Origin of the sequence: Amycolatopsis oliviviridis (genome assembly GCF_014654365.1) — a bacterium.
In the GTDB taxonomy this organism is placed as follows: Bacteria; Actinomycetota; Actinomycetes; order Mycobacteriales; family Pseudonocardiaceae; genus Amycolatopsis; species Amycolatopsis oliviviridis.
This window is the reverse complement of record NZ_BNAY01000005.1, coordinates 674,077-689,882: the sequence shown is the minus strand read 5'-3', so window position 1 is coordinate 689,882 and position 15,806 is coordinate 674,077. Positions and strand designations below refer to the sequence as shown.

The window sequence follows — 15,806 nt, the reverse complement described above, 5'->3', positions numbered from 1 at the left end:
CTAGTCCTCAGAACATCAGTTGCTTCGAGCGAACCTCGTCGAGCGCCTTCTCGCGTTCCTGGCGCCGCTCCGGCGACATCGAACCGAAGTACCCGCCGTTGTCCGCGGCGCAGGCCGTGTCGTGCGCGGGACGCTTGCCGTCCACGAGGAACCGGTTGACGGCGTTGTTGCCGCAAGCGTTCTCCGAGCTCAGCCACACCCCGTGCCCGCCGTCGTCGACCGACACCATCCGCGCGCGGTCACCCAGCGCGCGCCGTGTCTCCTTGGCCCCGCTGAGCGGAGTGGCGGGGTCACGCAGGTTCTGCACCACCAGGATGTTCGACGGGCCACGGTCGCCGATCCGCACGGCAGGCTCGATCGACTCGGACGGCCAGTACGCGCACGCCCAGATGTTGGCCCCGGCGGCGCCGAACATCGGGTACTTGACCCGGTCCTTCTCGACGTTGCGCTGGTAGGTCCCGACGTTCTCGGGCCAGTTCGCGTCGTTGCAGACCACGTGCAGCTGGCCGGACAGCACGTTGCCCATGTCGATCTGCGCGGCCTGAGCGGACTGCTTCAGCACGCCTTCGCCGTCGAGCGCCTGCCACTGCTGCGCCAGCGTGGGGAAGGACCCGGTCGAATACAGCGCGCCGAACGTGCCCATCCGGAACGCCGCGCCGTCCACGCCGGGGACCGCGCCGCCGTCGAGCTTGGCGGCGAGTTCGTAGAACTTCGCCGTCACCTGCCGCGGAGTGCTGCCGAGCCCGTAGCTGGCGTGCCGTGCCGCCGCCCACTTCGCGAAGTCCGGGAAGCGGTCCTGGAAACCCTCCGCGAGCCGGCGCGAGGTCGACGGGTCGAGCCCGCCCGGGCCGACCACGCTGTCGAGCACGATGCGGTCGGTCCGCTGCGGGAACAGCGTCGAATACACGGCGCCGAGATAGCTGCCGTACGAGACGCCGTAGTACGAGAGTTTCTTCTCGCCCAGGGCTTCCCGGATCCGGTCCATGTCGCGGGCGGTGTTGGCCGTGGTGATGTACGGCAGGATCCCCGCGGTCTTCGACTCACCGCACTGCTTCGCGACACCGGCCACTTGCGTCGCCCGATCCGCCACCGCCGCCGCGTCACGCGCGTACGGCGGGACGTTGCTGACCAGCTGCTCGGGCTTGAGATCGCAGGTGACCGGCGTGCTGTGCCCGATCCCCCGCGGGTCGAACCCGATGATGTCGTACGCGTCGAGCACACTCGCCGGCATACCCGCGGCGCGCAGGGATTCCGGCATCGTCAGCCCCGGGCCACCGGGGCCGCCCGGATTCGTCAGCATGACGCCGCGCCGCTTCGCCGGCTTGGTGCTGGCGAGCTTCGACACGGCGACGTCGATGGTCGGCCCGCCCGGGTTCCGGTAGTCGAGCGGGACCTTCAAGGTGGTGCACTGCAGTGTGGGCGCGTCCGGACAGGCTTCCCAGTCCAGCGCACCGGCCGCGGCGGACGCCGAGGCCGGTACGAGTACCGCCGTGGTGACCACCGCGGCCGTCAGTGTCCCGATTCTGCTCAGGACAGAGCGATTCATCCCCAACCCCTGTCATGATCGACTTCTTGGTCGAAATCGAGCCTAGGAGCGGGGCATGTGCGGAGTCGTCACCCTGGAGTCGGCCCCCGGGGTCGGCCTCAGTGATGACGATGCGGCCGAATGGAGCAAGGGAGATTTGCTATCGCGCCCTACTGCTGACCTGCTTTGGCAGCCTTTTTGACCGCGTCGGCGACGGCGGGGGCGACGGCGCTGTCGAACACGCTCGGCACGATGAACGAGGCGTTCAGCTTGCCGTTGTCCACGACGTCGGCGATGGCGTCGGCCGCCGCGAGCAGCATCGAGTCGTCGATGTGGTGTGCCTGCGCGTCGAGCAGACCGCGGAAGACACCGGGGAACGCGAGCACGTTGTTGATCTGGTTCGGGAAGTCGCTGCGGCCGGTGGCGACCACGGCGGCGTGCTTCCCCGCTTCGAGGGGGTCGATCTCCGGGTCCGGGTTGGCCAGCGCGAACACGACGGCGTCGGACTTCATGGTCGCGACCTGCTCGGCCCCGAACAGGTTCGGCGCGGAGACACCGATGAACACGTCGGCGCCGACGAGCGCCTCGTGCAGCGTGCCCGCCTGCTGCTCGGAGTTGGTGTGCTCGGCGATCCAGGTCAGGTTCTCGTCGAGGTTGCCGCGCGCGGAGTGCACGATGCCATCGATGTCGGCGGCCACGATGTCGCCCGGGTTCTTGCGCAGCAGCAGGCGGATGATCGCCGAGCCCGCCGCGCCGACGCCGCTGACGACGATCTTGCAGTCCTCGATGTTCTTCCCGACCACGCGCAGGGCGTTGCGCAGCGCGGCGACCACGACGATCGCGGTGCCGTGCTGGTCGTCGTGGAACACCGGGATGTCGAGCTGCTCACGCAGGCGCTTCTCGATCTCGAAACAGCGCGGCGCGGCGATGTCCTCGAGGTTGATGCCCGCGTAGACCGGCGCGAGCGCCTTCGCGATCATGATGATCTCTTCGGTGTCCTGGGTGTCCAGGCAGACCGGCCACGCGTCGACGTCGGCGAACTTCTTGAACAGCGCCGCCTTGCCCTCCATCACCGGGAGCGCGGCGGCCGGGCCGATGTTGCCCAGCCCGAGCACCGCGGAACCGTCGGTGAGCACCGCGACCGTGTTGCGCTTGATGGTCAGGCGGCGCGCGTCCTCGGGGTTCGCCGCGATCGCCTGGCAGACGCGGGCGACGCCCGGCGTGTACGCGCGGGAGAGGTCGTCACGGTTGCGGAGCGCGACCTTGGGGCTGACCTCGATCTTGCCGCCGAGGTGGATCAGGAACGTCCGGTCGGAGACCTTGCGGACGCGGACGCCCGGCATCGAGTCCAGGGTCTGCGTGATGTCCTGCGCGTGGTTCTCCGACAGGGCGTTGGCGCTGATGTCGACGACGATCGAGTCGGGGTGCGACTCGACGACGTCGAACGCGGTCAGCACGCCGCCGACCCGGCCGACGGCGGTGGTCAGGTCACCCGCCGCGGTGGACGACGCGGGGGCCTCCACCCGGACGGTGATCGAATATCCGGGACCGGGAACCGGCATGGCACTACCCCCGCTGAGGAACGCTCGAATAGGTCGATCGAAAACCTACTCCCGTGACGACCGCCACGAACCCTCGCAGGGGGTAACTGATCAGTAGCTTTCTACCGGTTGATCTCGGTCTCGGGGTGCACGTAGGGCACCGCGTCGAGCGGGAAGGTCACGTCGCCGAACGGGGACAGGGCGCCCTGCCGATCCGATGCGAGCTCGGTGACGGGGTGCTCCCCGTCCTCACCGGGCCACGTCGGGTCGATCCCCGCGCGCTTCTTGTTCTCGCCCTTCGCCACAACGTCCTCCCGAGCATGGTCAAAGCCGTTCTCTCCGGCACAGTCTGCCCGAACGTGGCTGCCGGGCCCGCACCCGCCCGGTATCCTGGTCCTCTATGCCCGCGCCCTCCCTGGCGGACTGGCTGCGCCAGGAGTCCGACGACGCCCTCGCCGCACTGCTGCGCACGCGTCGCGACCTGTCCACGCCGCCCCCGTCCGACACCATCGTGCTCGCCACCCGGGCCGGCACGCCGGGTTCCGTCGCGCGCGCCTGCGAAGACCTCGACACCTTCACCCTCGCCGTGCTCGACGCGCTGCTGCTCGCCGGAGCGGACACCGATCCGGTCGCCGCGGCCGAGGTCGCGCGGCTCACCGGCACCGAGATCGGCGAGGCGCTGGCCCTGCTGCGCGCACGCGCGCTGGTCTGGGGCGAGGACGACGCGCTGCGCGTCCCGCCGTCGGCCCGAGACGCGCTCGGCCCCTTCCCCGCCGGATTGGGATCGTCTTCGCCCTCGCTCGCCGGGACGGACATCGAGGCCGCGCTCGCGGAGGTCGGCGAGGACGAGCGAGCCCTGCTGACGACGCTGGCCGCCGGACCGCCGATCGGCCGCACCCGCGACGCGTCGGCCGACGTCCCGCTGGAGCGGGCGCAGAACCCGGTCCAGCGCCTGCTCGCCCGGGGGCTGTTGCTGCGCCGGGACGATCAGACCGTCGAACTGCCGCGCGAGATCGGGATCGCCCTGCGCGGCGGGTCGGTGTTCGATCGTGCGTCGCTGCGCGAACCAGAACTCCCCGTCCACCCGCATCAGTCATCCACAGTGGACTCGACGGCGGCGGGCGAGGCGATGGAGTTCCTGCGCCAGACCGAAACCATGCTCCGCTCTTGGTCGGAGACGCCGCCGCCGGTGCTGAAGTCCGGCGGGCTCGGGGTCCGCGAACTGAAGAAGCTCGCCAAGGATCTCGACGTCGACGAGACGCGGGTGACCCTGCTGGCGGAGATCGCCGTCGGCGCCGGGCTGGTGGCCGACAGCGAGGCGACCGCGCCGGAATGGGTGCCGACGACGCTCACGGATTCGTGGCTCGCCTCGCCGACGGCGCAGCGCTGGATGACGGTCGCGCAGGCCTGGCTCGAACTGCCCCGGCTGCCCGGTCTCGCCGGCGGGCGGGACGCGAAGGACAAGCCGATCGCGCCGCTTTCGGAGGACTTGCGCCGTCCGCTGGCGCCCACGTCGCGGCGGCGGATCCTGCTCGCCCTGGCCGCGCTGCCCGAAGGCGCCGGGGTGAAGAGCACCGACGAACTGGTCGCGTCGCTCGCCTGGCGCGCGCCGCGGCGAGGCGGGCGGCTGCGGGACGAGACCGTGCGCTGGACGATGGCCGAGGGGGCCGCGCTCGGCCTGATCGGGCTCGGCGGGCTGACCACGGCGACGCGGGCCCTGCTGGCCGAGGACCGGCCCGGCGCCGTCGAGGCGATGCTGGACGCGCTGCCGCGGCCGGTGGACCACGTCCTGGTCCAGGCCGACCTGACGGTGGTCGCGCCGGGACCGCTGGAAGCCGACCTCGCGGCCGAGATGATCGCCGTCGCCGACATCGAATCGGCCGGGCACGCGACCGTCTACCGGATCACCGAGACCTCCGTGCGGCGCGCGCTCGACACCGGGCGGACCGCGGGCGAACTGCACCAGCTGTTCACCGCGAAGTCGGCGACGCCGGTACCCCAGTCGTTGAGCTACCTGATCGACGACGTCGCCCGGCGGCACGGGCGGCTGCGCGGCGGGGCCGCCGAGTCTTTCCTGCGCTGTGACGACGCGTCGCTGCTCGCGGAGGTCATGGGCAGCCCTGTCGCGACCGAGTACGGCTTGCGCATGATCGCGCCGACGGTGCTCATCAGCGCGTACCCGCTCGCCGAAGTCCTCGACGCCCTTCGCGCCGCCGGGTTCGCTCCGGCCGCCGAAGGCCCCGACGGACGTGTCATGGACATCAGGCCGTCCGGACGTCGCCTGCCCGCGAAGGCGCGTGCCGCGCGTCGGGCCCCTGGAGAGCCAGCCGGGCTGACGGACGATCAGGTCGGCAAGATCGTCGCGCACGTCCGGGCCGGTGACGCCGCTTCGGCGCGTCGTCGCGGCGAGACGGTGCGCGCGCCACAGGGCGGTGGTGCCGGGGACACGTCCGCGACGCTGGCGCTGCTTTCCCAAGCGACCATGGAGCGCCGCGAGGTGTGGATCGGATTCGTCGACTCACGCGGGACGGCGAGCCAGCGGGTCGTGCGGCCGATGCGGGTCGGCGGCGGAGTGCTCGAAGGGACCGACAACGAGCGGTACCCGCTGCACCGGATCACTTCGGCCGCCCTCGTCGAAGACTGACTTCGCGGTGGCGTGCTTTGCCGCGACGACTGGTCTAAACTGTGTTCGGAGCGTGACGTCGCGGACGTCAGGCGAGTCGCAAGGCCAGGTGCACCCGGGGCAGACCGGGACCCTGGCCTTACGCATGTCCGCTAGCAGTCCGTCTCGACGGCTATCTCGTACACGAGATCCTCGATCAACCGGCGGTAGCCGAGGCGCCCGTCCTTCCCTGCCTTGATCGCACCGGCGACGATGTCCGCCGCCCAAAGCAAAGGTTCGTCTTTGCCCGGCTCGTGGGCGACCCGGAAAGCGGTGCCCTTCGGAAGGTCGAACCGGGCGCCTTTGACCGTTTCGACGTCCCGAGCGTTCAACGTGGCTGTGCGTGACTCGAGGACGAGCAGCTCGACGTCGAACGCGGAGAGTTCGAGAACCAACCGCCGGAGACAGCGGGCACGGGCACGTTCCTGCCGTCGCCGGGGTACCGGGGATCCGATCGCGACGAGGTGAAAGCCGTCGAGGCCGGCGAGTGTCTTGACAGCAGCCTCCTGTTCCGCCGGATCCATCTCGTTCCAGTGGAGTTTCGGGATGCGCCGCCTGCCTCGAAGCTCCGACATGACCAGACGGACCTCGTCGTGGACCGCTCGGTCGAAGACCGCGGCTGCCAGCTACGAGGCAGCGAAGCCCGCATTCAGAGGACGAAATGCAGGCGGTCAGAGGGCCCGGAGGCCCTGAAGGACGCGCTCCATGAAAGCGCGCGAGGAGGAGTCGCCCAGGATCAGCTCGGTCTGGTGGATCAGCACCAGGCCCGCGTCCGCCATGTCGCCGACGAGCACCTTCACGACGCCCAGTGGCAGCCGCAGGTGCGCGGCGATCTCCGCGATCGACCGGGTGTCCAGGCAGAGGTCGCAGATCTGCCGGTGCTCCATGGTCCGCACGCCGCGATACCGGCGGCCGTCGTCACTGGTCGAAACCAGTGCCTCCAGCGCCAGGTCGTGCGCGGTGCGGGTGCGCCCGCCGGTGCGCGTGTAGGGCCGGACCCGGGAGCCCGAAGACGGAAGGTAGACCGAAGCGGGCGCGGCGGCGCTCTCCGTCCTGGACGGCGGCGGCGACTGGCGGATCGGCGAGGGCATCGACGCGGGCAGCGGAGGCGGCGACACCGGCGAAGGGACGGGCTCCGGCGGCTTGGCCGGGCGCCGCGGCATGATCGTGCTGATCGAGCTCAGTTCGAACCGGCCCGGTGAATCGAAAGCCTCGCGTTCGGTGCCCTGATAGAGCGAGTCCCAGCCGGAGGGGTCCGGTTCGGTGAATCCGGTGATCTTCATCGGCGGCTACCCACGTACGCCGCCCTGCAGCTGCGCCCTCAGTTCGGGGGTGATCTGCTGCCCGACCCGCTCGACGAGCAGCGTCATCTCGTAGGCCACGGTGCCGATGTCGCAGGTCGGCGCCGCCAGGACGGCGAGTGACGAGCCGTCGGCGACCGACATGAGGAAGAGGTACCCGCGTTCCATCTCGACGACGGTCTGGTTGACCCCGCCCGCGTCGAAGCAGCGTGCCGCGCCGGCGGTGAGGCTGATCAGTCCGGAGGCGACCGCGGACAGCTGTTCGGCGCGCTCCTGCGGCAGCCCGTCCGACGGCGCGAGGAGAAGCCCGTCCGCGGAGACCAGCACGGCGTGCGCCGCACCGGGAACCCGGCGCGCGAAATCCGTGATGAGCCAGCCGAACGAGCTCTGCTGCCCGGATGCCGTCACAAGTCCCTCCTCGCTGCGTCAAGACCACCTGGGCGGCGTGGTCCGGGCGTCTCCCGCCGACCAGCACCGATCCGGTACCGCCGAGCCCAAAGACGCCTCCACCCAGCGTATTCGTCCCGCCGATCGTGTCGAGCCCGCCACCCGGCCGAGGGTGTTAACCGAACGTGAACGTCCAGCCGCTCACCGCGTCGACACATCGCGAACCACGCATTCGTGGGTCACCCCGTGGTGGCCTGGTGCGACCAGGCGTGAATCGGTGTCCACGCAGGTCACCGGCTTTCCGCTCACCCGATCCGGCACTACCGGCACCGGATCGCGTGAAAGGGATCGCCCCGCGTTCAATCCGGCAGGTGGCGCTGCTCCCCGAAGCGGGTGAAGCCTGCCGAGTTCACTCCAACGGCCGCATCCGCTCCGGGCTTTTGTCCTGTTTTATCCCGCGCGCAACGCCGAATCGTGTGCGATGGCGTGCTGCACGACCGAGATCAACACCTGCTTGGCGGACTCACGTTCCCGCGCGTCACACGCCATGATCGGCACGGACGGTGAGATCGTCAGCGCGTGCCGGACGTCCTCGATCTGGTGGTGCAGCAGCCGGTCGAAGCAGTTGATCGCCACGACGTACGGCAGCTTCCGGTTCTCGAAGAAGTCGATCGACGGGAACGCGTCGGCGAGCCGCCGCGTGTCGACCAGCACGACGGCACCGATGGCGCCGACCGCGAGGTCGTCCCACATGAACCAGAACCGGTGCTGGCCCGGCGTACCGAACACGTACAGCACCAGGTCCGAGTCCAGCGAAATCCGGCCGAAGTCCATGGCCACGGTCGTCGTCGACTTGTTCGGGGTGGCCGAATTGTCGTCGACGCCGGTACTGGCCTCGGTCATCATGGCCTCGGTGGTCAGCGGATCGATCTCCGATACCGCCCCGACCAGCGTGGTCTTCCCCGAGCCGAATCCGCCAGCGACCACGATCTTGGCCGACGAAGTCGGTCCGGTCACCTGCGGCGCATTCGCGTCGGAGTCAAATTCTCCGAAGCCCACTGAGCACCCTCTCCATGAACTCGATACTGGGCCGGTCACCCACGTTCTGGCTGGCAGTGTGCACCAGGACCAGGCCGAGGCCGGCCACGTCTCCGATCAGCACCCGGACCACGCCGAGCGGCAGGCGCAGCAGCGCCGCGACTTCGGCGACGGAACGGGTGTCCAGGCAAAGGTCGCAGATCGACCGGTGTTCGGGGACGCGCACCCGGTCGAGCACGCGTCCCTGTTCGCTGGTCGAGATCAACGCCTCGATGGCAAGGTCGTACGTCGGCTTGGTCCGGCCACGCGTACGGAAGTACGGCCGGACCAAGCCGGAGGATTCGACGTCGGTGGTGTACTGCTCGTCGACGAACTCGTTCTGCGCCTGCTGCGGCAAGGCCGCGGCGAGCGGGTCGGCGGCGGCCGCCGCCGCCCTCCGCTCCTCCTCCTTGTCGAAGGAGAACCGGGCGAACTCGCCCGAGTCGTAGAGCGGACCACTGCCACCACCGAACAGTTCCGCCCCGGGGCCACCGAGGAGACGTTCCCGGTAGTCGGAGACGCTGAAATCGGCGGGTCCCTGTCCCGCGTTCGAATCGGTCAGCCAGCGGGAGGCATCGTCGGAGGACACGGGGTCGTTGTCCGACCCCTGTGCCCGGCGCGATCGCCATTCGCGGTCGACCCGGTCCCGGAAGGACGTCCAGTCCTCCCGGCCGTCGTCACGTTCCGACCACCCGCCGTTGAAGTCGTCACCGAGCCGGCCATCGCCCCTCAAGCGCCCGTCGTCCACGGCAATCTCCTCGGTTCCCGGTCGCTCAGCGGCGGACCGACGCGCCCTGCAGCTGCGCGCGCATCTCCGGTGTCAGCTGTTGCCCCACCCGTTCCACCAGCAAGGTCATCTCGTAGACGACCAGGCCGATGTCGCTCTCCGGCGACCCGAGGACCGCCAGACAGGAACCGTCGGACACCGACATCAGGAAGAGGAAGCCATTGGCCATCTCGACCACCGTCTGCGCGACCGTGCCGCCTTCGAACACCTTGGCCGCACCGCGCGCGAGGCTGGTGAGCCCCGACGCGACAGCGGCCAGCTGATCGGCCCTGTCCTTGGGAAGCCCCTTCGAGGAGGCCAGCAGCAAACCGTCCGCCGACACCACCACGGCATGCGCCGCGCCCGGGACCCGGTGCACGAAATCCGTGATCAGCCAGGCAAAGCTGCTCGTGTGTCCTTTACCCTGCGCCTGGCCGCCAGGCTGCGCCGGACCACCCGGCTGCATCGCACCCGCCCGTGTCACTGTCACTCCTTACTGCTGTCATCGGCAGGGGAACCCGCACCCCTGCCAGTCACCGGAACGCCGTTGTCATCCAGCGCATCGAGCGGGCGTTCCTTCAACGCGTGCCGTCCCGACGTGTAGCCCTTCTGGAAGCTTGCCATCCGACTCCGGGCCGCCGTCGCCGAGCGGGCGATCGCACCCGTTCCGGGCATCCCGGAAGTCTTGTCGGCGAACGAGTCTTCCTTCTTCGGCTCGTTCCCGCCGATCGAGCCGGGGACGAGGTACTGGTTCGGCACCCGTTTCGGCAGGCCCGCCGGGGTGATCTCGTCGTTCCGATCTTCGTACAGGACCTGTGCCGCTTGCCAGCCGTCGTCCGACGCGCTGCGCCAGCCATTGTCCTGGAGCACCGTCTCCGGCGGAACACTCTGCGGCGTCCGAGTGGGCAATGCCTCTTCGGGGGCGTCCTCGACGGCGGATTCCGCCGCTTCGCCGCCGCCGTTGCGGGTCTGCTCGGGCACGTCGGAATCGACCGGCTCGGTGTACGTGGTCGGGGTGTCCGACCCGGCCTCGTCGCCCTCGCTGAACCAGCGAGAGAGCACCGACTGGTAGATCGGCAGCCGCCGGGTGGGGACGTCGTCCTCGAGCGCCGACTTGCCGGCGTCCACGGGCTCCTCGGGCTGCCGCGGCGGCTCCGGCGGGGTCACCGGGACGTACCTCGGCTCCCGCTTCGGCAGCACGAGCGGCGCGAACTGGGTGTCCGTGTCACTGGAGGCGCCGTCGCCGTTCGACGACGGGAGGTCGTCGGCCGTCGGCCACGCCGGGGTCTCCTCGGCGGGGGCCGCGGGGCTGAGGAACGGCCCCGCCGCGTTCTTGCCCGCGACCAGGTCGTCGAGGCTGATCGGCTGGTCGAGCGGGACGAGCCCGCCCTGTTGCGCGACCGGCTGCGGCGCCGGGGGCTTCGACGGCGGCGGCGGGGTCATCTCCAGGCCGCGGTCGGAGGCCGGGATGTTCGGCAGCGAGCTCGACATCTCCGAGACCGACGGCATCGAAGGCATCGACGTTTCCGAACGGTTCGGCGGGGGCGGGGTGTTCCGCGCGCCGGGCCGCATCTGCGTGAGCAGCTCGGCGGGCACGACGACCCGCGCGATCACGCCGCCCTCGATGTCCTCGTTCTCCCGGAGCCGGACCTCGATGCCGTGGCGGCGCGCCAGGCGCGCGACCACGTACAGGCCCATCCGCCGGGTCACCGAGACGTCCAGGTCCGGCGGGTCGGCCAGCCGCTGGTTGACCTCGGCGAGCCGCTCGTCGGTCATGCCGACACCGTGGTCGGTGACCTGGATGGCGAGCGCCTTCTTGCGGGTGATCACCGCGCGGACGGTCACCTTCGTCTCCGGCTCGGAGAAGTAGGTGGCGTTGTCGAGCAGCTCCGCGAGCACGTGCACGAGGTCGTGGATCGTCAGGCCCTGGACGGCGACCTCGGGGACGATCCCGATCTCGATCCGGGCGTACTGCTCGATCTCCGAGACCGCGGCGCCGATGACGTCGGCGGCGGGCACCGGCTTGGGCACCGACTTCGCGAGACCGGCGCCCGAGAGCACCAGGAGGCTTTCACCGTTGCGGCGCAGCCGCGTGGCGAGGTGGTCGAGCTCGAACAGGCTGGCCAAGTGGTCCGGGTCCTGCTCGTCGGCCTCCAGCCGGTCGATGACGCCGAGCTGGCGTTCCACCAGCCGCTGCGACCGGCGGGACAGGTTCACGAAGATGCCGTTGACGTTCTCGCGCAGGAGGGCCTGCTCGGCGGCCATCTTGACGGCCTGTTCGTGGACGACGTCGAACGAGCGCGCCACTTCACCGATCTCGTCACGCGAAGTGACGGGCACCGGCTCGACCGACCGCTTCGAGGCGTTGACCGGATCCGGGTCGTCCAGGATCGCTTGCACGGTTTCCGGCAGTCGTGTGTAGGCGACGTCGAGCGCCGTCTTCCGCAGCACCCGCAGCGGGCGCAGCATCAGGCGGGCGATGACGAGCATCAGGAACAGCGCCGCGAGCAGGGCCAGCAGCACGATCGCGCCGCCGATCCAGGCGGAGTTGATCGCGTCGGTGGCCAGGTCGTCGGCCTGGGCCCGCAGCTGGCCGAGCAGGTTGGTCTCGACCGCGCGCAGCTTGTCCAGCGCGACCCGGCTGTCGTTGCCGAGCGCGACGTTGTCGATCGACGGCGTCTGGTTCTGCTGGTACAGCGAGAACGCCATCGTGGTGATCCGGCGGCGGTCGTCGACCTCGGGACCGGAGAAGGTGTCCGAGTAGAGCTGCCGCTGTTCGGGGCTGGCGTTGGCGAGGAAGGCCGCCGTCGAGGCGTCGCCGCTCGCGACCGCCGAACGGGCCTGGTCGAACAGGTCGCCGGGGAACGACGAGCGGAAGGAGGCGATCAGCAGCGCCGCGTCACCGCGGGCGATGAACTCCTTGCTCTCACTGATGGCCTGCACGGTGACGCCGAGCCGGAGCACGTCGCGGTTCGCCACCGCGGTGGTCACCTCGCGGCCGAGCTGGACCAGCGAGTCGAGGATGCCGGTGTAGGCGATCAGGACCGGGGTGTCGCTCAGCAGCGAGGTGTTCATCGCGCCGCGCAGCGGGCGCAGGCCGTCGAGCCGCTGCAGACCCCGCGCGTAGCGGTCCCTCGTGTCCTGGTCGTCCGGGTTGATCTGGTTCGCCGAAGCCCGCAGGTCGTCGATGGCGCGGTCGACCTTGGCGATCTGCGCGTCGAGACCGGCCTGGCGCGACGGGTCGTCCGAAGCCTTCGAGGCGACGGCCAGCGCGCGTTCGCTCTGCAGCTCGTGGACCACGAGCGTGATCTTGTCGGCGAACGCGACCTGGTCGGCGGTGTCCTGGAACCGGGCGGCCTCGCTGCTGTCGTCGATCACGCGCAGCGTGCCGAGTGCGAGCGCGGTCAGCGTCGGAATGATCAGGACGGCCGCGAGTTTGGATCGCAGACGCCAGTTACGCAGGCCCAGGAACGACCCGGCCTTCCCGCCAGGACCGTCTCCGGTTTCCCGCGCAGGGGCCCCTCCCACCCCCGCGGTGTCTTCGTTCGGCACCGCCGCACCACCATCATCTTCATCCGGGCCGGGAAAGCCCATTTTGGACATGCCGTTCTCGTACTGGCCGTACTGCTGCTGTCTGGGCCGGTTGTCTGAGACCACTACCCGCACTCTCCTGCCGTCGGGCAGGCGGATGCTTGACGCGAGTGCTCACCCTGGCGAATGAGGAAGTCGTCTTCGACGCGGTCTCTCAAGTGCACTTGGCCGAATTCCCGCCTTGCGTCATTGGTCTGTTCGGCCTAACCCGCCAGTGCACGGGCGCGCACCAGTGAAGCACGGACGTGTCCGAAGTGTTCAACACCGGGTTCTTGTTCAACACAGAGTGCCTTGCACCTCGGGAAAGGTCCAGAGCGTTCGGCCATCCAAGGCACTCTCTTTCACTACATCAGTGGTCCACACCTCACTACCGGTGCATGAGGGTAGCGAACGGTAGGCCCAGATGTAACCCTTTGGACAAGACCTCCAAGAAGACACCGGACGGGTCTTGACCTGTCCGCGCTCAGTTGTCAACAAGTCCCCGTCGCGAACACGCCGAGTTGTGTTCACTTCTGACAAACAGCCTGTTCGGGTGATTGTTACCACTTGGGATCATGGGATGACCACCCATTGTGAGCGCGTTGTCCGTTCTCTACAGTGGGCCCGTGACTCCGGACAAAGAGTCACTTCCGAATTCCGTACCAGGCCACGTCATCACGTGACCTTCCCTCGATCAGGAGCACCACTTGCTTTCGAAGAAGGCCTTGAGCGCCCGCCTGGGACGGCGCGGGGCGATCGCGCTCGCGATGGCGGCCGTCGTCACGACGTCGGTCGGTGGCTGCGGCCTGCTCGGCGGGGACGAGTCGTCCTCCTCCGGCGGCTCCGGGAACCTCGAGAAGTCGAAGATCAAGGTCGCCGTGATGTCGACCATCGACCTCGCGCCCCTGCGTCTCGCCCAGGACGGCGGCTACTTCAAGAACGAAGGCCTCGATGTCGAGGCGATCGAGGCGGGTACCGGCCAGATCTCGCTGACCAAGCTGATCGGCGGCGAGGTCGACATCGCGTACGCGAGCTACACACCCTTCTTCATCGCGATGAGCAAGAACACCGCCGACATCAAGCTGGTCGCGGACGCCTCCTCCGCCGGTCCGAAGAGCACGATGCTGGTCACGCTGCCGACGTCGTCGGTGAAGAGTGTCGCCGACCTGGCCGGCAAGAAGATCGGCATCACCGCGCCGAACACCGTGTCCGACACGCTGTCCAAATCGGTCATGAAGGACCACGGCGTCGACACCAGCAAGGTCACGTGGGTGCCGATCCAGCTGCCGAACGTCGGCGCCGCGCTCAAGAACGGCGACATCGACGCCGGCTTCCTGACCGAGCCGTTCATCACGCAGACCGCGAAGCAGGCGGGCACCGTCCCGGTCGTGGACACCGCCACCGGCGCCACCCAGGACTTCCCCACCGCGGGCTACGGCTCGCTCGGCAAGTTCGTGACGGAGAACCCGAAGACCGTGGCCGCCTTCCAGCGCGCCATGCAGAAGGCCACCCGTGACGCGGCGGACCGCTCCAAGATCGAGCCGCTGCTGGTCAAGTACGCCAAGATCGACCAGGACACCGCCGCGCTGACCACGCTGCTGACCTTCCAGTCCACCCTGGACCCCCGCCGCATCCAGCGGGTGCCGGATCTGCTCCTGCAGATGGGTGCGATCCCGACCAAGATCGACGTCGGCCCGATGATCGCGGCCCAGGCCACGAGTTGATGACGCGCGGTTACTCCGAATAGCCGTTCCACGCGGAATTCGCTCACTGAAAGTAATGTTGTCCAAGCGGGTGATCATGGTATCGGGCGAATGGCCTAAAATGATCACCCGCACACGACACCCATTGTGAGCAGGTGGGCAAATCTCTAAGGTGACCGCGTGCCTGGCGAAATGGAGCCACGACACGGATGAAAAAACCCCAACGGTGATTCATTGTTTCCGAGGAGCTGGCTTTGTTTCGAAACGCCATGAGCAGGAGTGGTGCACGTAGAGGCCGGGGTGCCATCGGCGTCGCCCTGAGCGCGCTCATGCTGGCCACGTTGGGCGCCTGTGGCGCCCTCGGCGGCGAAGACACGTCCAAGGCGGCCGGTGGTGACGGTGGCCTGGAGAAGCCGAAGATCAAGGTTTCCCTGCTGCCCGTCGTCGACCTCGCGCCGCTGCGGCTGGCGCAGGAGGGCGGCTACTTCAAGGCCGAGGGTCTCGAGGTCGAAGCGGTCGACGCCCCCAGTGGTCAGGCGTCGATGACCAAGATGATCGGTGGCGAGGTCGACATCGCCTTCTCCACCTATATGCCCTTCTTCGTCGCGAAGAGCAAGGGCGCGGCCGACATCCGGCTCGTCGCCGACGCGGTCTCCGCGAGCCCCAAGAGCAACGCGGTCGTCACGGTGCCGACGTCGTCGGTCAAGACGATCAACGACCTCGCGGGCAAGAAGATCGCGATCACCGACAAGAACACCGCCTCCCACCTGCTGACCGTCTCGGTGATGAAGGACCACGGCGTCGACACCAGCAAGGTCACGTGGGTGCCGATGGCGCTGCCGAACATCGGCGCCGCGCTGGCTGCGGGCCAGGTCGACGCGGGCTACCTGCCCGAGCCGTTCCTGACCCAGGCCTCCAAGGTCGTCGGCGCGACCCCGGTCGTCGACATCGCGACCGGCGCCACGCAGGACTTCCCCCTGGCGGGCTTCGGCTCGCTCGGGTCATTCGTGGACAAGAACCCCAAGACCCTGGCCGCGTTCCAACGCGCCCTGGGCAAGGCCGTGCGCGACTCGGCCGACCGCTCCAAGATCGAGCCGCTGATCGTCAAGTACGCCAAGGTCGACGCCGAAACAGCGTCACTGCTCACGCTGCCGACGTTCGGATCCACTCTGGACCCGCGTCGCCTGCAGCGCGTGCCGGACCTGTTGCAGCAGACCGGTGTGCTGACGGCCAAGCTCGACGCCGCCCCGATGCTCGCCCCTCAAGCTGGATAA

At 69.1% G+C, this 15,806-nt stretch carries 13 protein-coding genes; 3 read left to right on the top strand and 10 right to left on the bottom strand.

What is annotated here, in order from left to right:
• Positions 1–7: 7 nt before the first annotated feature.
• The 3 genes from IE302_RS24940 to IE302_RS24930 all read right to left on the bottom strand — a co-directional run bounded on the left by IE302_RS24940 (position 8) and on the right by IE302_RS24930 (position 3,371).
• Positions 8–1,546: an alpha/beta hydrolase gene (locus tag IE302_RS24940; RefSeq protein WP_191256866.1), complete on the bottom strand. Its 1,539-nt coding sequence runs from the start codon at positions 1,544–1,546 to the stop codon at positions 8–10.
• Positions 1,547–1,695: 149 nt separating this feature from the next.
• Positions 1,696–3,087 carry an NAD-dependent malic enzyme gene (locus IE302_RS24935; RefSeq protein WP_191256865.1) on the bottom strand — a complete coding sequence of 464 codons (1,392 nt, stop codon included), beginning with the start codon at positions 3,085–3,087 and terminating at the stop codon, positions 1,696–1,698.
• 101 nt (positions 3,088–3,188) lie between these two features.
• Positions 3,189–3,371, bottom strand: coding sequence for a hypothetical protein (locus IE302_RS24930; RefSeq protein WP_191256864.1), 183 nt, complete (start codon positions 3,369–3,371; stop codon positions 3,189–3,191).
• Between the two features lie 95 nt (positions 3,372–3,466).
• Here IE302_RS24930 and IE302_RS24925 point away from each other — a divergent pair, with 95 nt between their 5' ends.
• A complete protein-coding gene (locus IE302_RS24925; RefSeq protein WP_191256863.1) occupies positions 3,467–5,710 on the top strand; it encodes a helicase-associated domain-containing protein in 2,244 nt (747 codons plus the stop codon).
• Between the two features lie 131 nt (positions 5,711–5,841).
• Here IE302_RS24925 and IE302_RS24920 read toward each other — a convergent pair whose 3' ends face one another.
• From IE302_RS24920 to IE302_RS24890, 7 genes are all read right to left on the bottom strand, one after another.
• Positions 5,842–6,303 carry a hypothetical protein gene (locus tag IE302_RS24920; protein WP_191256862.1) on the bottom strand — a complete coding sequence of 154 codons (462 nt, stop codon included), beginning with the start codon at positions 6,301–6,303 and terminating at the stop codon, positions 5,842–5,844.
• 96 nt (positions 6,304–6,399) lie between these two features.
• Entirely contained in the window at positions 6,400–7,011 is a 612-nt protein-coding gene (locus tag IE302_RS24915) for a DUF742 domain-containing protein (RefSeq protein WP_191256861.1), read from the bottom strand.
• A gap of 6 nt (positions 7,012–7,017) precedes the next feature.
• Positions 7,018–7,437 (bottom strand): roadblock/LC7 domain-containing protein, encoded by a 420-nt coding sequence (locus tag IE302_RS24910; protein ID WP_005156190.1) that lies wholly within the window; start codon positions 7,435–7,437, stop codon positions 7,018–7,020.
• Positions 7,438–7,866: 429 nt separating this feature from the next.
• Positions 7,867–8,475, bottom strand: a complete 609-nt coding sequence (locus IE302_RS24905; protein WP_007033392.1) for a GTP-binding protein — start codon at positions 8,473–8,475, stop codon at positions 7,867–7,869.
• Positions 8,456–9,241: a DUF742 domain-containing protein gene (locus IE302_RS24900; protein WP_191256860.1), complete on the bottom strand. Its 786-nt coding sequence runs from the start codon at positions 9,239–9,241 to the stop codon at positions 8,456–8,458. The genes IE302_RS24905 and IE302_RS24900 overlap by 20 nt, the downstream gene beginning before the upstream one ends.
• A gap of 25 nt (positions 9,242–9,266) precedes the next feature.
• The gene (locus tag IE302_RS24895; RefSeq protein WP_085939650.1) at positions 9,267–9,725 is read right to left on the bottom strand and encodes a roadblock/LC7 domain-containing protein; all 459 of its coding nucleotides are present in this window, start codon (positions 9,723–9,725) and stop codon (positions 9,267–9,269) included.
• A gap of 20 nt (positions 9,726–9,745) precedes the next feature.
• Complete coding sequence (locus IE302_RS24890; protein WP_191256949.1) at positions 9,746–12,862, bottom strand: sensor histidine kinase; 3,117 nt, start codon at positions 12,860–12,862, stop codon at positions 9,746–9,748.
• Positions 12,863–13,536: 674 nt separating this feature from the next.
• Here IE302_RS24890 and IE302_RS24885 point away from each other — a divergent pair.
• The gene (locus tag IE302_RS24885) at positions 13,537–14,553 is read left to right on the top strand and encodes an ABC transporter substrate-binding protein (RefSeq protein ID WP_191256859.1); all 1,017 of its coding nucleotides are present in this window, start codon (positions 13,537–13,539) and stop codon (positions 14,551–14,553) included.
• A gap of 248 nt (positions 14,554–14,801) precedes the next feature.
• Positions 14,802–15,806, top strand: coding sequence for an ABC transporter substrate-binding protein (locus tag IE302_RS24880; RefSeq protein ID WP_373308019.1), 1,005 nt, complete (start codon positions 14,802–14,804; stop codon positions 15,804–15,806).